This is a genomic window from Granulicella sp. WH15 (assembly GCF_009914315.1).
Classification (GTDB): Bacteria; Acidobacteriota; Terriglobia; order Terriglobales; family Acidobacteriaceae; genus Edaphobacter.
Window position 1 is genome coordinate 1,049,386 of sequence record NZ_CP042596.1, and the last position, 24,840, is coordinate 1,074,225.

22 protein-coding genes and 1 tRNA gene are annotated in these 24,840 nt (G+C 59.0%); 10 read left to right on the forward strand and 13 right to left on the reverse strand.

Features of this window, described 5'->3' with window-relative positions:
- The first annotated feature begins 7 nt into the window (after window positions 1–7).
- Window positions 8–826 (forward strand): biopolymer transporter Tol, encoded by an 819-nt coding sequence (locus FTO74_RS19480; RefSeq protein WP_220399078.1) that lies wholly within the window; start codon window positions 8–10, stop codon window positions 824–826.
- Between the two features lie 396 nt (window positions 827–1,222).
- Here the strand turns inward: FTO74_RS19480 and FTO74_RS04605 are convergent, their stop codons facing one another.
- The 3 genes from FTO74_RS04605 to FTO74_RS04610 form a co-directional block, all read right to left on the reverse strand.
- Window positions 1,223–2,785 carry an amino acid permease gene (locus FTO74_RS04605; protein WP_162537086.1) on the reverse strand — a complete coding sequence of 521 codons (1,563 nt, stop codon included), beginning with the start codon at window positions 2,783–2,785 and terminating at the stop codon, window positions 1,223–1,225.
- A gap of 135 nt (window positions 2,786–2,920) precedes the next feature.
- Window positions 2,921–3,076: a hypothetical protein gene (locus FTO74_RS19355; protein ID WP_174242209.1), complete on the reverse strand. Its 156-nt coding sequence runs from the start codon at window positions 3,074–3,076 to the stop codon at window positions 2,921–2,923.
- Between the two features lie 516 nt (window positions 3,077–3,592).
- Complete coding sequence (locus FTO74_RS04610) at window positions 3,593–6,373, reverse strand: UvrD-helicase domain-containing protein (protein WP_255462499.1); 2,781 nt, start codon at window positions 6,371–6,373, stop codon at window positions 3,593–3,595.
- 197 nt (window positions 6,374–6,570) lie between these two features.
- On the opposite strand from FTO74_RS04610, the gene FTO74_RS04615 reads away from it, so the two are divergent.
- Both FTO74_RS04615 and FTO74_RS04620 read left to right on the forward strand, forming a co-directional pair.
- On the forward strand, window positions 6,571–6,912 hold the full coding sequence (locus FTO74_RS04615) for a hypothetical protein (RefSeq protein WP_162537087.1): 342 nt from the start codon (window positions 6,571–6,573) through the stop codon (window positions 6,910–6,912).
- 49 nt (window positions 6,913–6,961) lie between these two features.
- Window positions 6,962–7,522, forward strand: coding sequence for a TIGR00730 family Rossman fold protein (locus FTO74_RS04620; protein WP_162537088.1), 561 nt, complete (start codon window positions 6,962–6,964; stop codon window positions 7,520–7,522).
- A 329-nt stretch (window positions 7,523–7,851) separates the two neighbouring features.
- Here the strand turns inward: FTO74_RS04620 and FTO74_RS04625 are convergent, their stop codons facing one another.
- The 3 genes from FTO74_RS04625 to trxB all read right to left on the reverse strand — a co-directional run bounded on the left by FTO74_RS04625 (window position 7,852) and on the right by trxB (window position 10,731).
- Window positions 7,852–8,541, reverse strand: coding sequence for a YggS family pyridoxal phosphate-dependent enzyme (locus FTO74_RS04625; protein ID WP_162537089.1), 690 nt, complete (start codon window positions 8,539–8,541; stop codon window positions 7,852–7,854).
- A gap of 29 nt (window positions 8,542–8,570) precedes the next feature.
- Complete coding sequence (locus FTO74_RS04630) at window positions 8,571–9,623, reverse strand: hypothetical protein (protein WP_255462500.1); 1,053 nt, start codon at window positions 9,621–9,623, stop codon at window positions 8,571–8,573.
- A gap of 130 nt (window positions 9,624–9,753) precedes the next feature.
- Window positions 9,754–10,731 carry a thioredoxin-disulfide reductase gene (trxB, locus tag FTO74_RS04635; protein WP_162537091.1) on the reverse strand — a complete coding sequence of 326 codons (978 nt, stop codon included), beginning with the start codon at window positions 10,729–10,731 and terminating at the stop codon, window positions 9,754–9,756.
- A 93-nt stretch (window positions 10,732–10,824) separates the two neighbouring features.
- On the opposite strand from trxB, the gene FTO74_RS04640 reads away from it, so the two are divergent.
- Entirely contained in the window at window positions 10,825–11,025 is a 201-nt protein-coding gene (locus FTO74_RS04640; protein WP_162537092.1) for an allantoinase, read from the forward strand.
- 60 nt (window positions 11,026–11,085) lie between these two features.
- Here FTO74_RS04640 and FTO74_RS04645 read toward each other — a convergent pair whose 3' ends face one another.
- Together FTO74_RS04645 and FTO74_RS04650 are read right to left on the reverse strand one after the other, a co-directional pair.
- Window positions 11,086–11,766 carry an anti-sigma factor gene (locus tag FTO74_RS04645; RefSeq protein WP_162537093.1) on the reverse strand — a complete coding sequence of 227 codons (681 nt, stop codon included), beginning with the start codon at window positions 11,764–11,766 and terminating at the stop codon, window positions 11,086–11,088.
- On the reverse strand, window positions 11,763–12,431 hold the full coding sequence (locus FTO74_RS04650) for a sigma-70 family RNA polymerase sigma factor (RefSeq protein WP_162537094.1): 669 nt from the start codon (window positions 12,429–12,431) through the stop codon (window positions 11,763–11,765). The genes FTO74_RS04645 and FTO74_RS04650 overlap by 4 nt, the downstream gene beginning before the upstream one ends.
- Before the next feature lie 163 nt (window positions 12,432–12,594).
- On the opposite strand from FTO74_RS04650, the gene FTO74_RS04655 reads away from it, so the two are divergent.
- Window positions 12,595–12,670 (forward strand) — tRNA-Ala (locus FTO74_RS04655).
- 6 nt (window positions 12,671–12,676) lie between these two features.
- On the opposite strand, the gene FTO74_RS04660 is transcribed toward FTO74_RS04655, so the two are convergent.
- Together FTO74_RS04660 and FTO74_RS04665 are read right to left on the reverse strand one after the other, a co-directional pair.
- A complete protein-coding gene (locus FTO74_RS04660; RefSeq protein ID WP_162537095.1) occupies window positions 12,677–13,918 on the reverse strand; it encodes a tyrosine-type recombinase/integrase in 1,242 nt (413 codons plus the stop codon).
- A gap of 207 nt (window positions 13,919–14,125) precedes the next feature.
- Entirely contained in the window at window positions 14,126–14,365 is a 240-nt protein-coding gene (locus FTO74_RS04665) for a helix-turn-helix domain-containing protein (protein ID WP_162537096.1), read from the reverse strand.
- A 321-nt stretch (window positions 14,366–14,686) separates the two neighbouring features.
- Here FTO74_RS04665 and FTO74_RS04670 point away from each other — a divergent pair, with 321 nt between their 5' ends.
- The 3 genes from FTO74_RS04670 (at window position 14,687) to mobF (ending at window position 20,834) form a co-directional block, all read left to right on the forward strand.
- A complete protein-coding gene (locus FTO74_RS04670; RefSeq protein WP_162537097.1) occupies window positions 14,687–15,697 on the forward strand; it encodes a LysR family transcriptional regulator in 1,011 nt (336 codons plus the stop codon).
- Window positions 15,698–15,886: 189 nt separating this feature from the next.
- Window positions 15,887–18,049, forward strand: coding sequence for a type IV secretion system DNA-binding domain-containing protein (locus tag FTO74_RS19945; RefSeq protein WP_345934045.1), 2,163 nt, complete (start codon window positions 15,887–15,889; stop codon window positions 18,047–18,049).
- A gap of 7 nt (window positions 18,050–18,056) precedes the next feature.
- On the forward strand, window positions 18,057–20,834 hold the full coding sequence (mobF, locus tag FTO74_RS04680) for a MobF family relaxase (RefSeq protein WP_162537098.1): 2,778 nt from the start codon (window positions 18,057–18,059) through the stop codon (window positions 20,832–20,834).
- 245 nt (window positions 20,835–21,079) lie between these two features.
- Here the strand turns inward: mobF and FTO74_RS04685 are convergent, their stop codons facing one another.
- The 3 genes from FTO74_RS04685 to FTO74_RS04695 form a co-directional block, all read right to left on the reverse strand.
- Window positions 21,080–21,532 carry a KH domain-containing protein gene (locus FTO74_RS04685; RefSeq protein ID WP_255462501.1) on the reverse strand — a complete coding sequence of 151 codons (453 nt, stop codon included), beginning with the start codon at window positions 21,530–21,532 and terminating at the stop codon, window positions 21,080–21,082.
- A gap of 342 nt (window positions 21,533–21,874) precedes the next feature.
- Complete coding sequence (locus FTO74_RS04690) at window positions 21,875–22,213, reverse strand: helix-turn-helix transcriptional regulator (protein ID WP_162537099.1); 339 nt, start codon at window positions 22,211–22,213, stop codon at window positions 21,875–21,877.
- Window positions 22,214–22,328: 115 nt separating this feature from the next.
- Window positions 22,329–22,646 (reverse strand): helix-turn-helix transcriptional regulator, encoded by a 318-nt coding sequence (locus tag FTO74_RS04695; protein WP_162537100.1) that lies wholly within the window; start codon window positions 22,644–22,646, stop codon window positions 22,329–22,331.
- Window positions 22,647–22,777: 131 nt separating this feature from the next.
- On the opposite strand from FTO74_RS04695, the gene FTO74_RS04700 reads away from it, so the two are divergent.
- Both FTO74_RS04700 and FTO74_RS04705 read left to right on the forward strand, forming a co-directional pair.
- Window positions 22,778–23,539 (forward strand): RNA polymerase sigma factor, encoded by a 762-nt coding sequence (locus tag FTO74_RS04700; RefSeq protein ID WP_162537101.1) that lies wholly within the window; start codon window positions 22,778–22,780, stop codon window positions 23,537–23,539.
- A gap of 41 nt (window positions 23,540–23,580) precedes the next feature.
- A complete protein-coding gene (locus FTO74_RS04705) occupies window positions 23,581–24,840 on the forward strand; it encodes an anti-sigma factor (RefSeq protein WP_162537102.1) in 1,260 nt (419 codons plus the stop codon).

Below are 24,840 nucleotides of genomic sequence, written 5' to 3' on the forward strand. Positions count from 1 at the left end.
CTGCGCCATGACCTCTATTCGCCGAACCCGTCTGCTTTTGTTGACGCTGCTGTGTGTGCCTTCTCTGCTGCGTGCGCAAGCACCTGCTGCTCCTGCTTCTACTCCGGCGGTGCCGGATTGGGCGCAGCCGGGCTCGGCGACGCATGTGCAGGTGGCTCCGCCTGCGGACTTCCATCGGCCGAGCACGAACTTCTTTACGCCGATCGGGATCTTCGATGGGCAGTCGGATATCGGTAGCGCGGTGGTGCCGGGGAGCGCGAGCTACGACGCTGCGACCAAGCAGTACACGATCAACTCGGCAGGGTATAACGTCTGGTATATCCGGGATGAGTTCCGCTATCTGTGGAAGAAGATGTCCGGCGATGCTTCGCTGGCGGCGGATATTGCTTATCCCGATCCGAAGGGCTATGGCGACCGCAAGGCTGTGCTGGTGATTCGGCAGAGCCTGGACGATGACTCGAAGGAGGCTGTCGTTGCATTGCACGGGGCGGGGATGATTCATCTGGCGCAGCGGGCGGTGAAGGGGCAGCGGATGACCGATATGGAGTATCGGATCGGAGCGCGGGGGCGGCCGGAGGGACACAGCCCGGATTCGCTGACGACGATCATGGCGAAGCGGATTGGGATTGAGAAGAAGGGCGATGCGATCTCACTTTGGGTGAGTTTGGAGGGGGAGCCGATGCACCAGTTTGGGCCGCCGATCCAGCTGCACTTTGATGCTCCGTTTTATGTGGGGATTGGGTTTGTGTCGCATCTTCCGGCTAAGGCGGATACGGCGATTCTGTCGAATGTGGTGTTGGAGAAGGGCGCGGGGAAGGTGCGGTAAAGTACTTCGTACCGTTCTCGGGGCTGTATGGACGGGATTATCTTCTGAGGGCCTCCCGTTGGTCGGCAGCGAGCATTTTTCTTTCCGACCAGCGGGAGGACCGCGCGAAGCTTTAAAAAGGCGTGTGAACGCCCGTTCCGCGCGTAGCGGGCCCGTCCGGCAGGACAAGGTCGTGGTGGGGATAGGTCGGGCCTTCAGTCCTCATCGGTCGCCTCGTACGATTACCTAGTGCGCGCCTTCAGCGCTAAGGGCAACGACAAAAGCAAAGGCAGAAGCAGATTCCTCCGCTTCGCTCCTGAATGACAACCAAAGAAACAGGCAACGGCAAATGCAACTGCGCCCTTGCGCCGGGCGGGCGGCACTTCGTGCGGTGCTTGACGCTTCGCGTGGTCGAGGCTAGGGCTTGTAGAACTCGCTGCGCTTGCGGCTGTAGAAGACGTAGACAACCAGTCCAATGATCAGCCAGACGAAGAAGCGGACCCAGGTGATCGCGGGCAGGCCAGCCATCAGCAGAATGCAGAAGAGCGTGCTCAGGATGGGGATGACCGGGCCGAAGGGGAGGCGGAAGCCGCGGTGGCGGGTGGGGTCCTTGTAACGCAGCACGATGACGCCGATCGAGACCAGTACGAAGGCGAAGAGGGTGCCGATGTTGGACATCTCGGCGAAGGTGCCTACGTCGAAGAGGCCGGAGGGGATGGCGACCAGCAGGCCCGCGACCCAGGTAGCGAAGGCCGGGGTGCGGAAGCGCGGGTGGACCTGGCTGAAGACGTCGGGGAGGAGGCGGTCGCGGCTCATGGCGAACCAGACGCGGGCCTGGCCGAGCTGGAAGACCAGGATGGAGGAGACCATGCCCAGCAAGGCTCCGATGAGGACGGCGAGGCGGACCCAGTGCAGACGGTGCGCGCCGGGAAGCAGGCTGACGCGCTTGAGGGCGTTGACGACGGGGGCTCCGTCGCCCGCGACCGTCTGCCAGGGGACGAGGCCGGTGAGGACGGCGGCGACGCCGATGTAGAGGACCGTACAGACGATGAGGGTGGCAAGGATGCCGATGGGGACGTCGCGGCGCGGGTTGCGGCACTCTTCGCTGGCGGTGGAGACTGAGTCGAAGCCGATGTAGGTAAAGAAGATGATGGAGCCGCCCGCGAGGACGCCGGTGAAGCCGTTGGGGGCGAAGGGGTGGTAGTTGGACGGGTGGATGAAGCTGAGGCCGAAGAAGACGAAGAGCAGGATGGCGGCGATCTTGACCAGCACCATGATGTTGTTGGTGCGGGCGGACTCGCGGATGCCGCGGACCAGGACGACCGTGATGAGGAGGACGATGACGAAGGCGGGGAAGTCGAAGCCGAAGTGCCAGCCGGGAGGGAAGATGTCCCGGCCCGCGAGGTCTTGTAGGCCCAGAGGCAGGTAGGCCGGGGAGAGCCAGCGGGGATCGAGGTGGATGCCGAGCCAGTCCATGAGGTCGACGATGTGGGCCGCGAAGCCGACCGAGACGCTCATGTTGGAGAAGGCGTACTCGAGGATGAGGTCCCAGCCGATGATCCAGGCGACCAGCTCGCCAAGCGTGGCGTAGGTGTAGGTGTAGGCAGAGCCGGAGATGGGGATCATGCTGGCCAGCTCGGCGTAGCAGAGGCCGGTGAGGGCGCAGACGATGGCGACCAGGACCAGCGAGAGGGCCAGGGCGGGACCGGCTCCGGGGCGTCCGGCTACGGAGCCGGCGGTGTGGTGGATGAGGCCCAGGAGGAGGTCGAGTATGGGCGAGCCCTTCCAGTCGGCGATGCGGGAGGGGTTGCCGCCGATGGCGGTGCCGATGACCGTGAAGATGCCCGAGCCGATGACGGCTCCGATGCCCAGGGCGGTGAGGGAGACGGGGCCGAGGGTCTTTTTGAGGGCGTGCTCGGGGCGCTCGGAGTCAGAGATGAGCTTGTCGATGGACTTGGTGGCAAAGACTTGTCGGCCCAATGCGGGTGAGCTCCTGAGGCGATGTTACCGGATAGTGTCGTTCTATCTTCACACGAGGTTTCGAGCGCAACAAAAGCGGCTCCCGCGAGGTGGTTCGGCGGGAGCCGTCTTTGTTGCGGAGTTCAGAACTTCAGACTAGCGCTTCGACTGACCGCGTGCGGCCTTCTTCAGCTTGGCCTTGTTGGCTCCGCGGGCGCCGGTGCGGGGAGCCTTGGGGGCAGCCTTCTTGCGGGCGGCGCGCTTGATCTTCTTACGCTCGATCTTGTCGGTAATTGCGGTGGTATTTGCCATGTTGAGAGATTCTTTCTTGAGAATGGGTTACACGCTGTATCCGGGGACGAGCAGGCTTGTGCCGGGACCGCTGCGACGTGCTTCTGAAATTGTACTGTAACCGAGGCACTTCGTGCGGTTTTCGGGGCGGTATGGGAGGGATTATCGGCATGGGGCCTCCCGTTGGTCGGCAGCGAGGATTTTTGTTCCTGACCAACGGGAGGGCGGCGCGAAGCTCTAAAAAGGCGTGTAAACGCCCGCCCTCCGCGTAGGAGGCCCGTCCGGCAGGACAGCTTTGCCGGTTTTGAAGAAAGCATACCTCGGGGGCTAAAGCCCGCTTCTGTGGTTCGTTTTGATGTCCGGGCTAAAGCCCGGACCTACCCCAGAAGCAACGGCAAGAACAAAAGCAACGGCAAAAGCAAAGACAACAGCAAGAGCAGAAGCAGATTCCTCCGCTCCGCTCCTGAATGACAACCAAGAAAACAGGCAACGGCAACTGCAAAGGCCGATTGTGGCTGGGGTGCTCGGAGTTGTGGGCTACAGGCGTTCTAGCTGGGCGAACTTTTCTACCAGCTTTTTGACGCCGTGGTGAGTGAAGTTGACCGTGATCTTGGCGTCGTCGCCGTCGCCTTCGCGCTGGAAGACCATGCCCTCGCCGTACTTGGGGTGGCGGACGCGTGCTCCCTTGCCGAGGCCGGTCTTGCCGGTGGGGGCGGCGGTCTCGAGCTTGGGGCGGGTGAACTTCTGGCCGCGGGCGGCGAAGAAGCTGGCGATGTTGTCCATGGACGCGCCGGGGGCCTGCTGGCGCGTGGTGGTCTGGGCGGAGGGGCGGCGGGTGCCGCTCTGGTCCTCGTCCTCGTAGCTGTAGTGGCGCTCGCCGAAGTCGTCGTTGTTCTTTTGCTGGCCGAATTTTCCGCGTTGCGGGTAGGGCGTGGAGTAGGCCGAGCCGGAGTATTGGGGCTGGGCTGCCGGGCTGCCGAGGTCTTCGACCAGGCGGGTGGGCACCTCTTCGAGGAAGCGCGAGGGGAGTGAGGCCTCGGGCATGTCGGAGCCGTAGCGGCGGCGGTAGCGGGCGCGGGTCATCACGAGGGTGTCCATGGCGCGGGTCATGCCGACGTAGCAGAGGCGGCGCTCCTCTTCGAGGCCGGTGGGGTCGGTGATGGTGCGGGAGTGGGGGAAGAGGCCCTCTTCCATGCCGGTGAGGAAGACCAGGGGGAACTCGAGGCCCTTGGCGGCGTGGAGGGTCATAAGGGTTACGCGGGCCTCGGCGCTGTACTGGTCGGCGTCGGAGACGAGGGCGGCGTGGTCGAGGAACTCGGCTAGGGTCTCGCCGCGCTCGGTGGCGTCCTGGGCGGCGTTGGCAAGTTCCTTCAGGTTCTCGATGCGGGAGAAGGACTCGGGCGTGGCCTCGTCTTCGAGGGCGCGGATGTAGCCGGAGCGGTCGTTGAGGAATTTAATTAGCTCGGGCAGGGTGGCGGCTTCGCCGGGCTGGCGGAAGGGCGCGGGCTGCTCGCGCTGGCGCTCGAGCGGGGTCTCGTTGGCTACGGCGCGCTGGGCTGCGGGGGAGGCTGCGTTCTTCTTTTCGACGACCGGGGCGAAGGGATTGAAGCCTGCGGCGTCGATGTCGTGGGCTGCGTCGGTGTCGGTGGAGTTCTCGGGGGCTACGGTGGAGATCTCCTCCGAGGGGCCGAAGTCGAAGCCGAAGTTGAAGCTGGTGTCAAAGCTTGTGTCCGCGTCGTTGGCCGCGATGGTGGAATTTGTATCTTCTTCGGTTGCAAATTCCTCGGGGTTGAAGTCGGTGGCTTCTTCCGTGATTTCTTCGGGGGCGGATGGCTCGGCTACGTCGGCTGAGAGCTTGTCGGCGAAGTTGGGGCCGAGCATGGCGCGAGCGTCCTCGATGAGACGGCGGAAGCCGCTGAGGGCTTGCAGGGCGCGGGCGGGGAGCAGCTTGTCTTCGATGGCGCTGTCGATGGCCTGCCAGGTGCTGCGGCCGGTGGTGAGGGCGATGCGCTCGAGGGTCTCCATCGTGGTTTTGCCGATGCCGCGTGGGGGCGAGTTGACGCTGCGGGAGAAGGCTACGGAGTCGTGCGGGTTCTGCACGAGCTTCATGTAACTTAAAATGTCCTTGATTTCGGCGCGGTCGTAGAAGGAGAAGCCGCCGACCATGTGGTACTGGATCTGGTAGCGGCGCAGGGCCTCTTCCACCAGGCGCGACTGCGAGTTGGTGCGGTAGAGGACGGCGCAGCGGGGCTGCTCTTCGGTCTCTCCGGCGGTGCGGAGGTACTTGTGGATGCGGTCGGCGATGAAGAGGGCCTCGTTCTCGCCGTCGGGGGCCTCGTAGTAGCCGATGAGGCTGCCGCCGTCGCGGTCGGTCCAGAGGTTCTTGCCCTTGCGCTGCGTGTTCTGCGCGACGACGGCGCTGGCGCCTTCGAGGATGACCTGGGTGGAGCGGTAGTTCTGCTCGAGGCGGATCGTCTTCGAGTTGGGGAAGTCCTTTTCGAAGTCGAGGATGTTCTTGATGTCAGCTCCGCGCCAGCTATAGATGGACTGGTCCTCGTCTCCGACGACGCAGATGTTGCCGTGGCTTCCGGCGAGCAGCTTCATCAGCTCGTACTGGGGACGGTTGGTGTCCTGGTACTCGTCGATCATGACGTATCTGTAACGGCGGTTGTATCTTTCTCGGACTTCGCTGGAGGACTTTAACAGGCGCACCGTTTCGAGGAGGAGGTCGTCGAAGTCTAGGGCGTTGGCCTTGTTTAACTCTTCGCGGTAGATCTTGAAGATGTGGGCGATCTTCTCTTCGAGTGGGTTGGTCGAAGCCAGGAAGTACTCCTGGGGGTCGATCATGTGGTTCTTGGCCCAGGAGATGCGGCCGAGGGCGATGCGGGGCTTGAGGCTCTTGTCGTCGATGTGCAGGCGCTTGAGGGCGGCCTTGACGACGGCCTGCTGGTCGGTCTCGTCGTAGATGGCGAAGCTGCGGGTGAGGCCGACGCCGTTGACGCGGAGGGCTTCGATGTCGCGGCGGAGGACGCGGACGCAGAAGCTGTGGAAGGTGGCCAGCGTGGGCTGGGCGAGGGTGCTGTGGCCGAGGATCTTGTCGACGCGCTCGGCCATCTCCTTGGCGGCCTTGTTGGTGAAGGTGACGGCCAGGATGGCGTCGGCGGGGACGCCGCGCTCTTGAATGAGGTAGGCGATGCGGTGCGTGATGACGCGCGTTTTGCCGGAGCCGGCGCCGGCGAGCAGGAGGACGGGGCCGTCGACGGACTGGATGCCGTCCTGCTGCTGGGGGTTCATGTTGGCTAAAAGTGGGGACGACATTCGTGGGGCTCCAACCTCTATGTTAAGCGGTCGGGCTGTGGAGGTCGAATGAGGGAGATGGTTCCGGAGAAAGTTTGGATTTACAGACGATTCATGGAACGGATTGGAACCGGCTCGCGTAACTCTACACACGACGAGCTTGACTGAACCATGGCAGGAGATCCCGTCGAACTTATGAGGTCACAAGGGGAAATCCAATGAAGATTCATGTCGCTACTTTGCTCAAGTCCACCCTCGCTCTTACTCTTGCGGCTGCTTCGGTGCCCGCTGTTCATGCGTCGCCGTTGCACAAGGGGATGCACCTGCACCCGGGGATCGACTCCCGCATCTGCCTGCATGTGTTCAACGCTGGCAACCAGTTTCGCGAGATTGTTGTAGAAGGCAAGACGTATGAGGTGCAGCCGCACCAGGGCGCGATGATCAAGGCTCCGGCGGGGACGAAGGTCTATGCGGGGTTCAATGTTTCGCAGCATAAGAAGGGAACTGTGCTGCTGGAGTTAACCGATGAGGTGAACGGCAAGCGGATTGTGCTGAGCTAGGCCGCGTTTATCTCTTGTGGCGGGGCTTTGAGGGATAATGGGAGACGTTATGTCGCTATCACTCGTTGCCCCTGCCAATGTTGCTGTCTTTTGTGCCTCCGCGGATGGAACTAAACCCACGTATCGAACGGTCGCGGAGGAGTTTGGAAGTAAGCTGGCCGCGCGTGGCGTCGGGCTGATCTATGGCGGTGCCAAGGTTGGGTTGATGGCTGCTGTGGCGGACGCGGCGCTGGCTGGCGGCGGGCGTGTGGTGGGCGTGATCCCCGAGGTGCTGGTCGATCTCGAGGTGGCTCACCAGGGATTGAGTGAGCTGCACATCACCAGCACGATGCACACGCGCAAAGAGATGATGGGGCAGTTGGCTGATGCGTTTGTGGTGCTGCCGGGTGGGTTTGGGACGTTTGAGGAGTTGTTCGAGGTGTTGGCTTGGCAGACGTTGAAGCTGCACGCTAAGCCGATTATTTTGCTCAATACTCTGGGGTTTTATGACGTGATGCTTCGGTTTTTGGATCATTGTGTGGCTGAGGGGATGTTGAAGCAGAGGAATCGGGAGATTTTGTTGGTGGCCGATAGCGTGGATGAGGCGTTGGGGATGTTGGGGGTTGGGTAGGTTTCTTCCGATCAGCATAGTGGACCCGTGCGGCAAGGCAAGTTTGTGGCAGGGATAGACCGGGCCTTCAGCCCTTGTCCGCCTCGGTGTTCGATTACCTAGGGCTTCGCCCTAGGCTGGTATAGGGCGCGCCTTTGGCGCTAAGGGCAACGGCAACAGCAAAGACAGAAGCAGATTCCTCCGCTTCGCTCCTGAATGACAACCAAGAAAACAGGCAACGGCAACAACAAGAAAACAGGCAACGGCAAGTGCGCCCTTGCGTCGGGCACTTCGTGCTGTTCTCGAAAAGTCCGGCACTTCGTGTGGTTTTGGACGCTTCGCGTGACGGGTTAGGGCTGGGTGCGTTTGCCGAAGATGGCGGTGCCGATGCGGATGCAGGTGGAACCCTCTTCGATCGCTACGGCGAAGTCGTTCGACATGCCGATGGAGAGGCCCGTCAGCGTAGGGCAGCGGGTCAGTGACTCGTCACGGAGCTGGCGCAGGTGACGGAAGTACGGGCGGGCCGTCTCGGGGGCGGTGGACCAGGGGGGGACCGTCATCAGGCCTTGCGGAACGAGGTTGGTGAGGGGGGCCAGGGCGTCGATGAGGGCGGGAAGTTCCTCGGGTGGCAGGCCGTGCTTGGACTCCTCGGGGGAGAGTTTGACCTCGAGGAAGATGGGCAGGGTCTTGTTGAGCGCGGCGGCGGCGGTGTTGAGGCGCTGGGCCAGCTTGAGCGAATCGACCGTGTCGATGGACTGGCAAAGCTCGACGGCGCGGTTGGCCTTGTTGGATTGCAGCGGGCCGATGAGGTGCAGCTCGAGGTCGGCTAGGTGGGCCAGCGCGGGCTGCTTGGCCTGGACCTCCTGCACGCGGTTCTCGCCGAAGAGGCGCTGACCTGCGGCGTAGGCCTCGAGGAGCGACTCGACGGGGTGCATTTTGCTGACGGCCATGAGGGCTACGTCGGATACGGGCCGGTGTGCGCGGGCGCAGGCTTCGGCGAGCTGGGTGCGGACGATGGCTAGGTTTTCGGCTACGGACATGTTGGGACTATCTTACGAGCTTATGGGAACTAAGGCTTTACGCCTGCTGCCGCTGCGTCGCGGGCTGCCTGAGCTGCGATCTTCTCGCGGTGCTTGCGGATGTAGTGGGCGGCGATGTCGGGGTAGAACTCGCGGACGGAGCTGAAGGCTATGTCGCGCATGGCCGAGTAGGCAAACTTGGTGGCCAGCACGCCGAAGCTCGTGGCGCCGGTGGGGTAGTAGTAGCGGGAGAAGACCTGGGTGAGCACCTTGCCGCCGAGACCGGCGATGTTCGGGGTTTCGCGGCCGCCGTAGGTACGGGCGATGGCCTGGCGGTCGATGACGTAGATGATGCGGGTGGGCAGGCTGTGACCCTGGCCGAGGGCGTAATAACGGGTGTCCTCGTGCAGGAGGCTGGGCAGGAGCCAGGCGCTGAGGTAGGTGCCGTCGGTCTTGTCGACGAAGCCGCGCCAGGTGTAGGCGTAGAAGCCGCCGACGCCCTTGCCAAGGACGGGGTGGGAGTTGAGGGCTTCGGCTGTCAGCGAGGTGATGCCGAGGAAGAGGAAGGAAGAGTAGTCGAAGGCCTGGTGGGTGGCGACGAGGAAGTTGTAGCGCCAGCCGGGGGGATGGGGGCGCGAGCCGCCGGAGACAGAGCGGAAGTTGGGCATGAAGCCGAGGATGCGCTTGGGCTGCTGACGCTCGAGCGGGATAGGGTTGCCGTTGGCGTCGAGATCGAGGGGCGCGGCGGAGGTGGGGCGGTGGGCGTCGCTCTCACGGGCGGCCTTGGCGGCGTCCTGAGCGGCTTTGTCTGGAGCCGTTTGGGCCGACTGGGCGGAGGTGCTCTGCGGCTCGTAGCCTTCGGGGTAGAAGCTGACGTCCCAGGGAGAGGCGACGTTGGCGGAGGAGGACGAGGTGTAGGCGGTCGCCGGGATGTCGTCGGCCGGGGCGACCGAGGCTACCAGGAAGGCGGAGGGATCGTCGGGCAGGGCCGCGTCCGATGCTGCCGCGGAGGGTTGCTGGGCGAAGGCTCCGGCGGTGGTGAGCAGCAGGGCTGCGGAGGCCAGAAGATACTGGCGGGCGTGCCGATCGGCGTGACGATTCAATATGGGCTCACAGTCGATCATAGGCAGGATCTGGCTGGCTTGGGTTAGGTTTCAGGCTCCGGATGCAGTGGAACACGGATGGAGGTGCGATCCGGTAAAACAAGGATGAAGATGTGCGGGACCGCACCGGTCAGCGGCCGTGCCCTTCGAGAAACTTCTCGACTTCGAGCGCGGCCATGCAGCCGGAACCGGCAGCGGTGATGGCCTGGCGGTACTTGCGGTCCTTGATGTCGCCGCAGGCAAAGACGCCGGGGAGAATCTCGCCGTCCTTGGTGGTGTAGACGTCGTCGCGGGTGAGGATGTAGCCGTCCTGGTCGAGGTCGAGCAAGCCCGTGAAGGCCTTGGCGTTGGGCTCGTGGCCGATGCCGAGGAACATGAAGGAGACGGGGAGGATGGACTCGACCCCGGTGCTACGGTTCTTGATGCGCAGGCCGCGGACGTCCTTCTCATCGACGCCGAGGACCTCTTCGACCGTCGTGTTGGGCAGGAACTCGATCTTCTCGTGAGCCATGGCGCGCTCAAGCATGATCTTCGAGGCACGGAACTTTTCGCTGCGATTGATGAGGGTGACCTTGGTGGCGAAGCGGGTGAGGAAGAGCGCCTCTTCCATGGCGCTGTCGCCGCCGCCGATGACGGCGATCTCTTTGCCGGAGGAGAAAAAGCCGTCGCAGGTGGCGCAGCTGGAGACGCCGTGGCCGATGAGGGCCTGCTCGGAGGGCAGGTTGAGCCAGCGGGCGCTGGCTCCCGAGGCGATGATGAGGGTGCGGGTGAGGATGGTCGACCGCTCGGTGACGAGCTTGATGGGGCGGCTCGAGAGATCGACCGAGACGAGGTGCTCCATCTTGAACTCCGCGCCGAAGCGCTCGGCCTGCTTCTTCATGTTCTCGATCAGCTCGGGTCCCTGGATACCGTCGGGCCAGCCGGGGAAGTTCTCGACCAGGGTGGTGATGGAGAGCTGGCCGCCGGGCTCGTGGCCCTCGAGGACGAGGGGACGGAGATTGGAGCGGCCGGCGTAGATGGCGGCGGTGAGGCCGGAGCAACCGGAACCGAGGATGACGACGTCGCGGACGGGGGTGGGAGCAGCTGCGGGAGTGATTTGGGAGTTCATAGGCCTACTTAGTGTAAATGCGCGGCAGGGCAAAAGGATTCGGAGTGGGCGCTTTGGCGTCCGGAAGGAGGCTGGAGGGTGAAAGAATGGGGTATGGCAAATCTGGTGTTGGTCTATGGGATGCGGCTGCTTCCGGCAGATGAGGTGGTTTCAGTCGGTGAGGCGCCGGTGGCGCTGAAGAACGGTAACGACGCGCATGTGACGATGCATGTGCTGGAGGGAAGCAGGGAGCAGATCGAGGCGCAGCTTCGGCTTAGCCTGGATGCGTTTTTTGATTTTTATCCGCAGATCTAAAGGCTTTATGCAAACAAAAGGCTTTTGCTCCAGAGGGTAAAAGCCTTTGCTTGTTTTTCTTTACCCGCGGACCGAGACTCCGGCGAAGGTCTGGATGACTCGACCGCGCGCCGGTTCGCCGAAGACGCGGGCGGGTTCGAAGACCTCGGTGAGGAGACGGTCCATTACCTGCTTCTGCGTGGCCGAGTCGATGGGGCCGGAGACGACCTGGTAGTCGTAGACCTGGCCGCGCTCGTTGATCTGGGCCTGGACGACGATGGTCATGTCCTCGGGGGTCGTGATCTCGGTAGTGGGGCCGGAGGAGTAGCGGAAGTGCGGAGTGGTGATCGCGCCGAGGGGCTCGTCGTTGGCGAGCACGGGCTGGGGGGCGGCAACGACGCCCAGGAGTAGTCCGGCGCCGCCTACGAGTACGATAGCCGCGGCGACTCCGGCGGAGACCTGTACCAGCATCGGGCGGACCGTGTTCTCCCAGCGAGTGGTGAGGAGGTCGATCCAGCTCTGGCGGCGGGCAGCTTCGTGCGACATGGCCAGGCGGATCTTGAGGCCGAGGTCGGCGGGGGCTTTGGCAGGGCCGAGCGAGCCGAGCAGAGACTGCATCTCGCGCCAGGAGGCGAACTCTTCGGCGCAATCCTCGCAACTCTCCATGTGGCTTGCGACCGCCTGCATCTCGTGTCCGCTGATGGCGCCATCGAGGTACTCGGAGAACGAGCTTTGGATTTTTTTGCAGACGGATTCGTTCATTGGGTTACCTCGGATGCAAAGCTGGGTGCGCGCAGTACGCCGTCGCCCATCAGGATCTCCTTGAGGGCCGCACGGCCGCGGGTTAGGCGGCTCTTCACGGTTCCGGCGGGCACGTCGAGGATCTCGGCGATCTCCTCGTAGGCGAAGCCCTCGATCTCGCGCAGGACGATGACGGTGCGGTAGACCTCGGGCAGCTTGCGCAGGGCGTCTTCGATGCGGATCTTTACCTGGCTCTGGGAGGCCTGCTCATAGGGGCTGGGGCGGCTGTCGGGAAGGGTTTCGGCGAGGCTGATGCCGTCGCCGTCTTCGGTCTCGGCCTGCTCGTCGATGGTCAGCTCCTGGCGTTTGTGGCGGGTCCACCAGCGGCGCTGGTTGGATGCCTCGCGGAGCGCGATGCGGTAGAGCCAGGTGCGGAGGCTGGCCTCGCCGTGGAAGCTGCCGATGCTGCGGAAGACCTTGATGAAGACTTCCTGGGTGATGTCGGCGGCGTCGGCGGGGTCTTGCAGGCTGCGCGCGATGAGGGAGTAGATGGGCTGCGAGTACTGGGAGATGAGGACAGCAAAGGCCGTCTCCGATCCTGCCTTGAGGGCAGCGACCAGATCAGCATCTTCGGCTCGGAATCCAATCGCGCTGGCCAGATTTCCCACTACTATGCCCGCCTGCATATCGGGTACCCTCTAAGTTACGACCTGTCCAGCGTGTTCTGCAACCTGCTCGGTGCGAGACAGCGGAAGACTCTGGGAGATTAGACACCGGGATAAGTGGCAAAGTTCCCACAGGGGCACTCCATTTGACGGAACGCGCCGCTCTTCATAGAATAGAAAAAGTGGGCCTGTGGCGCAGCTGGGAGCGCGCTTCCATGGCATGGAAGAGGTCATCGGTTCGATCCCGATCAGGTCCACCAATTATTTCAATCATTTAGAAGCACCTCCCTTCCGCGACTTTGTCGCATCCTTGTCGCAAACTCCAAAACCACACCACGAGCAGCCTTTGCCGGAATCGCTTCCGCTCGCTCTGGCCGCCTGCTCTCGGCTCCTTGCGAAGCCTCCTGCGCAACCGCGACAGCGCGAGTTTCACTCGGGGGTCTAGACGGTACGGATGTCTTTCTGTCCTCCGGCGGATTCGGCCCGTTCGTTCCGGTGCTCACCAACTCGGAGTAAATCGAGTTGATCGTCGAGCGCACCTCCGGTTCCAGAGACTGCATGTAAACGTCTGTGGTCGTCGATGCCTTCGAGTGCCGCATCATGCCCTGGATATCCTTGACATGACCCTTGTTCTTGCCAAGGGTAGCCATCGTGCGGCGGATCACCTGAAAGTTCAGCTTTGGAAGCTCCAGCTCCTCCGCCAGTTTGTTCAGCACGCGATGACGATAATTGCTCGTATCCATCGGCTGGCCAAACCGTCCGGGGAACATGAAGGCGTCCGGTGATGTGTCCTTGCCTTCCTTCTTTAACTGCTCTTTCCATTCCGCAAGCTCTTCCGCCAATACATCTGCGATAGGAACCTGAGTGATGCTCCCCTTGGTCTTGCCATACGGACGAATCTCCCCCCGATAGATCGTCTCCTGAATGTCCAGGATGCGTTCGGTCTGGAGGAAGCAGCGCCAGCGCAGGGGAAACAGTTCACTCGGTCGAAGCGCATTCGACATGTCGAGCTTGATGAGAATCCAGTCGCGCAGACTTTGCTGAGCAAGCCTGTCCAGAGCTGCGCGAAGCTGATCCCATGTCAGAGTCGTCTTATCGACCTCCCGCAGATTGGTTGGCACCTTGACCATACGCGCAGGGTCTTTGGGGAGAAAGTCCTGATCGACTGCCTCCGCGAAGATGGCCCGCATGTAAGAGCGAATCTGCAAGACTCTGTCCTTGGAACGGGTTTTGGCCAGCTTGTTGAGGTGGTTCTGTAGAGTGAACTTGTCGAAGTTCTCCATGCGGATCTCTTCGAACCCATCCACGAGGTCAGCCTGAATCAGATACTTCTTGATCTTGGCCGTCTCCTCTCCTCTCCAGTCCGCCTCCTTCAGTGGCAGATAACGGTTGCGAACAAACCAGCCGAAGGTGACGGTCCCGTTTTTCACGGTTCCATCTTCGATGGTCTGCCCAGTCAGCTTGACGATCTCGCTTTCCAATTTCTCCCGAGCTTGGGTCTTGGTCATCTCCGACTTCAGACCGAGAGCAACGGGAGTCGAGGCCGTCCTTGATTCATTGGTTTCAGGATCGAGTACAGTACGGCGAAAGTAGCCATACCATTTCTTCCCTCTAACTGAAACCCAGCCCTTCTGGTAGGACTTGCCCATGTATTCCTCTGTTCTGTGGGGGGAAAACAAGCGGGCATCTCTATTTTACCGGCGTTTCCGATGCATTTACCGGCGTTTCCGCCTTAAATGAGAGATGCGTTCCCGCTCATTCAAAAACTCATCTATCTGGCTGGAACGATAGCGGAGGGTGCCGTCGCCCACACGAATCACAGGGAGATATGGGGTCCGGCGCGACGAATGATCCCAAACCCAATCTTTGGTTACGTGCAGCTTCAAGGCGACCTCATCAGCGTTCAGAAGAGGATCTTCATCGGGCTTGCTTTGGACAATTGCAACTTGAGCCATCGGTATCTCCGGGGTTCAGTAACGGCAATCCAAGATAAGGAGCCGGTTTGTCCTTAGCCTCCGGTGAATCGCAGGAATTGTCCAATACTTTGCATTTATCGGGTGATAGCTGCGACGTATCAGGTACGACTTAGTAACAGATAAACCTGTCTCAATGAGGTTAAAAGCCCATGAAAAGCAACTGAAGCATATTCAATTTCTGTTGATAAATGTTATTGGTCTAGGTCACAATTTCCACAGGGTAAGAGTAGGTTGCCGAGATCGGCCTGTTTTTGCGCCTGAGAAAACGATTCATACCATCCACTGAGGAGTTCTCTCGGTATGAACGATTGGGCCGAGTTTCGTCATTTCAGGTATCTGCTTGCCATTGTGGAGCACGAAGGATTCAGAGCAGCCGCCGAATATCTTCATACGGCGCAGCCGAATCTCAGCGCCCAGGCGAAGCAGTTCCAAGACCTCTCCGATATCCATCTCTTCGAGCGAACCAAAGACGGTGGGATCAGGCTGACTGAGACAGGTGTAGCCTTCGGCCCGATTGCGCAAGGGCTTCTCGACGCCAGAGACGAAGCGATGGCGGCGCTCGTAGCCATTGAACGCGGCGAGATTCCCTCGCTGAGATTTGGAAGCACTTCTCTCATCGATCAATCGCTCTTTCACGCCTGCTGCCAAATCCACAAAGAGATTTTGCCTAACTGTCCCATCTTCCCCACGCACGGAGATATGCCCCAACTCGAAGAGGAGCTATTAGCGGGAGAAATCGATGCGGCGGTAGTCACGCTTCCTGTAGCCGATCCATCTCTTCGCGTTGAAGTGATTCGCCAGGATCGCCTTGTCGTCTGTCTGCGCCGGGACCACAAGCTCGCGGCAAAACAAATCTTCGAGCCGTCCGATCTACACGAGAATTTGAAAATTCTTTACAACCCGGATCGTCACTTTCATGCGCATCAACGTCATCGGAGTTGCTTGAGAGAAATTGGCATTGAGATTGATCGCTATTCGAGAGCGAACCACCCAAGCGAATTGAGAGAACTCGTGAAACAGGGTTATGGGTTCGCACTCGTTCGTGAGGGATCGAAGATCGATGACGAACTTACTACGCGACCAATCGCCGGAGTCGATTGGAAAGTAAGCATAGCTGTCATCTACAACGAGAAGTCGCACCCGAAGACGATTCCGGTATTGGTGCGACATCTCAAAAGACAGTTGACGACCCCAGGAAGCAAGACCACGGTGCAGACCGTTCTGAGTCCCACGACAATAACAACTCGACCACGCAAACGTCCTCTTCGCCCAAAGGGGAAAGAATCAAAACAGATGTCGCTACTGAGCTGAAGTGTCGCCTTGTTGAACTGCTTGTGTTTCTCGCTATTTGTAACGTTAATCACTTGGTGTCAGAGGAGTGCGAGAACTAGGCCGATATGTCCCAGCTATCACCCGATAAATAAAACGTATTAGACGGCGCTGGAAAGACGGCTTACGCTCTCGGCATATCGTGGCTCTTCGGGGCCGCAGGAGGTGTCGATGTTCCGCAAAAGCCATGTCGTTGTTCCCCGAAATACCACCCACCCTAACCGTCGTTATGCATTAAGACTCTCAAAATACTTCTCCAAACCTAAACTCTCTAACGTTGCACGCATGATGTCACCAACCTTGGTCGCATTCGCTTTTGCAGGTGTTGCCCATGCTCAGGGAACGATGGACTTCTCTGGGGCGCAAACGCTGATGACTACCTTCAAAACTTTTGCCATTTATGCTGGCGCGGTCATCTGCTTCGGCGGCTTGATTTTCGCTGGAATTCGCATGATGAGTGGAAGATTTCAACTGGCTACGCCGTTGCAGCGGTACTACCTACCCGTCTACGAACGGGCCTCCGCATTCGGCGCGTTCTCCTCGACGCATTGGAGCAGCTACCGAATGCTGTTTGTAAGGGGACGTGGGATTGCGCCGCGCCCCGCCTTGAATGGCGATGTAGTGCTTGGCCGGACACAGGAACCGGGTGGCACGTCGATTCCTCTGGCGCTCTCTGAGGAAGCACAACAGCACGGAGGCTCGCTGCTTTTCCGTGGCCCACAACGCAGCTATGCGGACGCACGATTGAGTACCTATCTGAGAGCCGTTGTATACGGTGTTTCGCTCTCTGCTTTCTTCCGTCCGCCGGTACTCGGCGGCGCGGTGGCATTCATGCTGTTCCTTCCGTTCGCAGCCATGAAAGACATGCAGCGGCAGAAGCAGTTGAAGTATGGGCGGCGGCTAAAAGGCCCGGAGATGCTTACGCCGCGCCAGTTCAACAAGACCGTCAAGGGCGACGGTATTGGGTTCAAAACCGACGAGATGAAAGAAATGATTCGTATACCGGCACGGGCCGAGGCCCAGCACATGCAGATTCTCGGCGATACCGGCGCGGGTAAGTCGGCGCTCATGTTCCAGGTGCTCCGTCAGGTCCGCAGCAGGGGCGATTCTGCCATCGTTTATGACCCAGCCCGCGAGTTCGTGAAGCGATTTTACGATCCTTCACGGGGTGATGTCATCTTGAATCCGCTGGACAAACGCTGCCCCTATTGGGGACCAGCCGAGGACTTGCGGAGCCGCTCCGAGGCCAAAGCACTCGCAGCATCTCTATTCCAACCGCCGCAGGACAAGAAGGGTGAGTTTTTCATTGAATCCCCGCAGAAAATCTTTGCCTTCCTCATGGCCTATGGTCCGACTCCCGCCGAATTGATCGAGTGGATGTCGAACCCGGAAGAGATCGACCGAAGACTCCAGGGCACCGAGCACGCGCACCTGATTGACCCGCGCGCGCATCAGCAGCGGGCGGGTGTTCTCGCTTCTCTCGGCCTTGTTGCCGACAGTCTCCGACTGCTACCGAAGAGAGACGAAGCCAACGGAACGTGGACAGCGACGGAGTGGGCCGAGAAGCGGGAGGGCTGGATCTTCCTTACGTCTTTGCCCGCCGAGCGCGAGGCGCTTCGCCCATTGCAAAGTCTATGGATCGACTGGCTCGTGCTGCGACTGCTCAATGAACGGATCGAAGGGCAGAAACGGGTATGGTTTCTCATCGACGAGTTGGCAAGTTTGCAGAAACTTCCGCAGTTCCACACAGCCCTTACTGAAGGGCGAAAGGGAGGAAACCCTGTCGTGCTTGGGCTCCAGGGCAAGGCCCAGCTTGAGTATCTGTACGGTCACCTTGCGGAAGTGATGCTGTCGCAGCCCGCTACAAGCATCTGGCTTACGACCAAGGAACCGAAAGCCGGTCAGTGGGTGAGCGAGTTTATCGGCAAAGTCGAGATCGAGCGACTGCGAGAGACGCACTTCGACGGCTCACGCGCAGGCCGGAATTTCTCTCTCGACCGGCAGGTAGAGTCGCTGGTGCTGGAGTCCGAAATCTCCGGCCTCGCGGACCTGCACGCTTATATGAAGTACCAAAATTACGTCACGCGGTTTTCGTTCCCGTACTTCAATATGCCGGTGGTGGCGAACGGGTTTGAGTTGCGAGTGAGGAAGGATGACAAGCTGCCTTACGACCCGAAGCGGACAACGGAGGCGTCCCCTGCGGAACTGAAGCAGGAGCCGGGGGCCTCCGCTCCTGCACAGTCCGATGGGATTGTGACGGTAGAGCAGATCGAGCCGGAACATGCCATCGCTCCCGATACCGACGAGCGCCAGGACCTGATATTGCGAGGGTGAAATCGTCATGCTAACCATCTCGAAACCGCTCTCCGCTACTCAGGCGCAGACGTACCATGCCAAGGAGTTCACCGCCGCCGAGCAGAACTATTGGAAGCAGGGCGATACCATTCGGGGGGAATGGCATGGCAAACTGGCCGACACGTTCGGCCTCTCCGGTGCCGTTGGCGCGGAGGAGTTTTCCCGACTCTCCGAAGGACAACACCCGGCGACCATGGAGCAGCTAGTCAAACATCGCAAGGTGCATGAGTACCAGACAGAAGACGGTAAGACAGTTGCTCCGGCAGAGCACCGCGCCGGGTGGGATGCTACATTTTCAGCGCCGAAGTCTGTCTCGTTGACCGCGCTTGTCGGCGGCGATGAACGGGTGCGGGAGGCGCACCAGCAGGCCGTGAATGTCGCTCTAAAAGAGCTGGAGCGATACACGCAGGCCCGCATCGGCGGCAATCGTCCCGCCGAGATAACCGGGCAACTTGTCGCTGCAAAGTTCCAACATGATACGGCTCGCCCCGTGGATGGCTATGCCGCGCCGCAGCTCCACACCCACGTCGTCATCTTCAATATGACAGAGCGGGAGAATGGACAGATTCGGGCGCTGCAGGAGCGCAGCTTTTTCGAGTCGCAGAACTACGCGACCGCGATCTACCAATCTCATCTCACCTACCAGCTCCGCAATCTCGGTTATGAGATCGAGTCCGGCAAGAGCGGAGCGCCGGAGATCAAAGGCTACTCGCAGGAGTACCTTGACGCTTCCAGCCCACGCCGCCAGCAGATCGTCGAGGCCGTCGCTCGCAGCGGCTTCAGCGGCCCGGAGGCCGCGCAGATCGCCGCGCGCAACACCCGCGATAAGAAAGTGATTCTTTCTCCCTCCGAGGTGATGGCAGCACATCGGCAGATTGCCTCTGAGTTCGGTAATCAGGCTCACCGGGTAGTATCCGAGGCGCAGGAGCGCCGTCAGAGTCAGACACAGGAACGGCCAGCGGAGGAACGCAAGCAGCAGGCGCACTCGGCTCTGACCTTTGCCCGCGACCGTAGCTTTGAACGTGAGGCCGTCATCGATGAACGTGTCCTTTTCGTTGATGCCATGCGCCGGGGGATGGGAGAGACTACTTACCCAGAGGTCCGCGCCAGCTTCGATGCTCGTGTCGCGTCCGGTGAGTTCCGTGTCGTGCCCGGGGAGAAGCACGACAGCGGGCGTAGGTTTACGACCGCCGAGACCATCCGGACCGAGAACGAGATCGTTGAGAAGGTGCGTGACGGTCAGGGCCGGGCAACGCAGCTTATGTCCGTGGAGCGGGCAATTCCACTCACTGAAGCGCATCCCCAGCTCAACCGGGCGCAGCGCAGCGCCATAGAGCAGATACTAACCTCCCGCGATCAGGTTCAGGGATTGCACGGCAGCGCGGGGGTTGGGAAGACGACTGCTCTTGCCGGTGTCCGTGAGGGCGCGGAACAGAGCGGCTATGTGGTCGAGGGCTTCGCCCCGACCTCACGAGCCGCTCGCCAGCTCCGCGACGCGGGCATAGCCGCCGACACGTTGCAGGGTTTCCTTGCCCGTAGCAGGAATGCCGACCCGACGCAGAAGCATCTTTACATGGTTGATGAGTCTTCACTGGCATCGACACAGCAGATGCGAGACTTCCTCAAAAAGATTGGTCCGCAGGACAAGGTGCTGCTCATTGGTGACACACGCCAGCATCAGGGAGTCGATGCCGGAAAGCCCTTCGAACAATTGCAACAGGCCGGGATGCAGACCGCAAAGCTCGATCAGATCGTTCGCCAGAAAGACCCCGAACTGTTAAAAGCTGTCGAGCATCTGTCGAAAAACGAAACCACGCTTGGTGTCCAGATGCTCCAGCAGCAGGGCCGCGTAACTGAGATCGTGGACCCGCAGCAGCGCATCGAGGCCATAGCGAAGAGATACGCCGCCCATCCTGAGAACACCATCATCGTCTCTCCCGACAACGCCTCACGCCGAGCCATCAATCAGGCTGTGCGGCTGGAGTTGCAGACGCTTGGCAGTTTGGACAAGGAAGACCATTCCATGCGAGTGTTAGTGCCACGCTTTGATATGACTGGCGCAGATCGGGCATGGGCCGCTCGCTATCAGGCCGGGGATGTGCTGCGTTACGTTCGGGGAAGCAAGGAGCTTGGCATCGAGGCCGGGAGCTACGCCCAAGTCGTCTCCACGGACCCGAAAGAAAATCGTGTGACCGTGCAAAAGCCGGATGGAGAACGAGTCTCTTATGACCCTTCCCGGTTGCGCGGCATTTCTGCATACCGCGAAATCGAACGGGAGTTTGCGAAAAATGATCGCATCCAATGGACAGCTCCTAATCGTTCGCTCCAGGTTGCTAATCGAGAACTTGGCACGATCCAGAAGATAGGTGAGGACGGAAAGATGACCGTTCTTATGGACGGTGAGAAAGGAAAAACAGTCATATTCGATCCACGAGAAATGCCCCATCTCGATCATGGTTACGCTGTGACCTCACACAGTTCACAGGGTCTTACTGCTGAACGCGTTCTAGTGAATATGGATACGCAGGCCCACCCTGAGCTTATAAATCGCAGATTTGCCTATGTTTCTATCTCGCGGGCTTCCCACGACGCGCAGATTTTCACGGATGACGCCGCATCACTCGGAGAAAAATTGAGCCATAGTGTCACCAAATCTTCTGCACTTGAATTCACGAAGGGGCAGAATTTAGCACCCTTGGCAGGTTTGGATCAAAGTGCTGGCCCTACCACTATCTCGGACAGCGGCCTGGGACTTTCACTTTGACCCTATGGCTGCTCACAAAGGGTTCCGAGGGATCGAATGAGTTCCAAATGTCGCTTGGTGCCGGGCTTTTCTTTCTCTTCTATCGCTTTTGCTTTGCGATGTACGAAGCTTCCCGTTCGAGTCGGTTAATGCTATTGACTAATGTTCCGCCGGCGGCGCCGGCGGAACATAGGCTTTTTATAGCGAGACTTCGACGGCTAAACTTACGGCACCGACAGTTCCCGTGAAGGACAGACCTGGAAATCTTAAGACCGTCGGTGCCCTTGGGCGGCGGTTCGCTGCCGCTGCCCATCTTGATTCGCTGATCGCGGAACAGGGGACGTCCGCGGAACAGTGAGTTTTTCAGTCTTTTCGATTTCTTTGGGTTCGCCATTGCAAAGTTGGCAGGTTTGCGCGTTGGACCTCAAATTGTCTTGGACAGGACTCTCCTCCACAATTTCAAGGGAATAGCGATGCTTGAGTTTCATGCTTGCCCCAGCGAGAATCGTTCGCATGGCTCGGGCGGTTCTGCCCTGCTTGCCAATCACCTTTCCAATGTCGCTGGAAGCAGTCCAGAGCCGGATGAGTGTTTGGTCCGTCTCTTCAATAACCTCTAGCTTTACCGCCGCAGAGTTATCTACGAGCGACCGTGCTATCAACTCGATCAGCAGAGGAACGGGATTTACGGATTCTGAGAATGCGTATTTTGCCTGGTACACGACTCAACCCCCGGCAGCAAGCATTGTTGGGTAAGGACAGAAGTTGTCTGCGGTGCGCCCCCGCAACAGCCCTATAAACCCGAGGTCGGGGAGTTCGAAAACCGGCAAACCGCACGGCTCCTGTGACCTTTAGCTTTAGGGGCCTGGACATAAATCACAGGCTCCCCGACGCAAAGGTGTAGGGAATCGTTTCAATGCGCGATGAGGCGCACCTTACGGTTTGCAGGGGTTTCGACACCCCGGAGCGGCGCGTACCGCCCCGCTTCATGATTCAGGAAAATACTGGAAAAATCAATGAGGAATTCGTTGCGAGACAGGTTATCGAAGGCTCGCCCTCTGTAATCATTCTTCAATTATTAGGAGAAGTAGGCGATAGAACTTGCGGAGCCGTTTGGTATCGATTGTTTCGAGCCACCGATGAATCCTGGCTTTGATGACATCAGGAGTTTCCGTTATGCCATCGACGAACAAAAGATCATCAATGGTCACGTCTAAAGCGAGGGCGATTTTCGCAAGCACATCAAATGGGACGGTCTTAATTCGTCCCGTCTCTACTCGACTAATGTAGTTGTTGGCTCGACCGATCTTCTCGGACAACTCCTCTTGGATCAAACCCTTGGCATTACGCAGCAACACCAACCTAGCGCGAAATTGTTTTCCGTCAAGAGGATGAAGACTCATACCCTTTCAGGATCGAAAAGAAATGCATCTCACGGAAGGACGCAACCCGTACAATATGGTTGACGTATTGTACGTTTTTGGCTACTTTATGGACATGATGCGACAAGTAACTATCTCAGCGAGATTTTCTACGCTGTTTCCTCATCTTGTTTTGAGGTAAGTCGCTGCTCGGAGACACGAAGAAACGGGAGTTCATGGTTTTTTCAAGCAGAACTTGGGGTTGGATATCAATTCCCTCAGCAACGCGAAAAACCGTTCTGAGACTTGGCCCCTGTATGCCGCGCTCCAAATCACTAATGAACGTGCGGTCCAACCCCGTAGCCTTATACAAAGTCATCTGCGAGATCTTCTTCTTTAATCTGGCCTTGCGCATTTCATCCCCAAAGGCCCGCTCGACGCCATCCCGAGGTTGAATTTGTTTTCGCTTAGCCATCCCGCTTTCTATGGTCTATTTTTGTCGGTAATTGCCCAACGGGTAGTTACCGACAATCGCTCCGCTTTATTGTCTGTCGATCTCTGTTTTTCGGATGGCGTCTACGAACTTAACGACTGGAATGCCGCAACATGACTTCCGAGGCCGCTGCGTTCTTCCCAAACACGATCTCACGCGAGGACGAAGCGCGGTCGCCACAACCTCTCCCAGTATCTAAATCAGGACAGACCGTTCTCGCAGCAGAGCTTGCGACCGATTCCTATTCTTCCGAAAACGCAACCGTATCTCCGGCACCCGCAGAGCTGCCCGAAAGGATTGCCGAGTACAGCGATGATGTTCTGCTCAAGGAAACGGGGAAAGGAAACAAGGAAGCACTCTCAATTCTTTTCCGTCGATATGCGCGCCCCGTTCGCAATGTCGCTGCGAAAATTTTGAAGAATAAGCAGGAGGCCGAAGACCTGGTCCAAGATGTATTCCTCTACATCTTTCGTAAGGCCGATCAATTCGACCCGGCACTAGGGAACGCCGGATCATGGATCATCCATGTGACCTATCATCGAGCATTCGATCAAAGACGTCGGCTCAACTCACGTCACTTCTATAATGGGGAGGATCTGGAGAATGCAACAGTTCACCTCGCAGCACCTTATGTTCCGCCGAGAATCGAGCACTCAATTCAAGGCGTCCTCGGTGCTGAGCTTCTGGAGAAATTCAATAAGCACCTCTCGGAAGACCAACGCCGCGTGATTCAACTCTGTGTCTTCGAGGGATACTCCCTTAGAGATGTTGCAGAGATCACCAACCAACCAATTGTCAACGTAAGAAGCCAGTATTACCGTGGCCTGCAACGAATGCGGCGATACGTTCTGCCAGAAGCGTTTCGGTCAAAGTGAGAGATAATCGTCAAACGCTCTCAAGCCAAGGAGTGAAGTTTTTGCCGTCAAACACCCATGACGATTTTCTGCGGCTATGCGCCCTCTCCACCACTGGAGAACTGACATCAGAAGAAGAGATAGAGCTGACTGAACATTTGCGCCACTGCGCAACCTGCAAGGCCGCACTCATTGAATTTGAACAGGTCGTGGCCAGTCTCTTACCGGCGATTGCAGCGGAATCAGCGCCAGAGATGCAGGACGCCTCTGAGTCGGATGATTGGTCCATCGAAAACGCTGAAAAGGCGCTCTTGCAAGCTGTCGAACAGCATCATGAAGACAAAGCCGAGACGGACTTTCTCCGTTCGAAGTCACAGCATACGAATCGTATTCGTGCTTTTGCAGCGATCCTCGCAATCGGAGCCACCATCGGGACGGCAGCGTACTATGCCCACCATCAGGCCATAAACGAAGCAACATTACGGAAATCGCCAGAAATTCCGGTCCAACCTCGCTCAGTTCTCCAGAAACCAGGCTCATCGCTTGTAGCCGTGCATCCGCAGGAATCAGCTTCCAACAACACTGCCGTGGAGGTTGCAGAACTTCGGCGTAGGCTGCTTCATGAGCAATCACGAAATGCGGCCTTGCAAAACGAATTGGCGCAAACACAAGATCAGATGAACCAGAGGGTAGAAGCTCTGGGAGATGCAGTCAGGGATCGAGATCAACTAAGGCAACAGGCCGCGCTTGATTTGGCCGAAAAGACTGCCCTGAAAAACAAACTGGTCTCTCTCGAAACAACGGCACCTGATAATACAGACCGCGTGAAAGCCCTTGAAGCGCAGGTGACTGTCCTCAACGCGTTGGCAGAGGAAAAAGATAAGGCTATCGCTCAGGAGGCCGAGCTACTCCAGCATGACCGGGAGATTCGCAATCTGATGGGCGCTCGTAATCTCTATATTGCAGAAATCTATGATGTCTCCAAGACCGGGAGCACACAGAAACCATTTGGCCGAGTCTTCTACACCAGAGACAAGTCGTTGGTCTTCTATGGCTTTGATCTCGATCAACAGAGTCATGTGAAGACGACAAGTGTTTTTCAGGCGTGGGGACGTAAAGATGCTGAGCACGATGTCAGTCTTGGCATCCTGTACCAGGATGATGCAAGTCATAATCGCTGGGTATTGAAGTTCAATGATGCTGCAACCCTCGCTCACCTCGACGCGGTGTTTGTGACGATTGAACCAAGCGGGGGCAGTCCCAAGCCAAGCTCAAAACCTCTGCTATTCACATATCTAAAGCTCCCCGCCAATCATCCATAG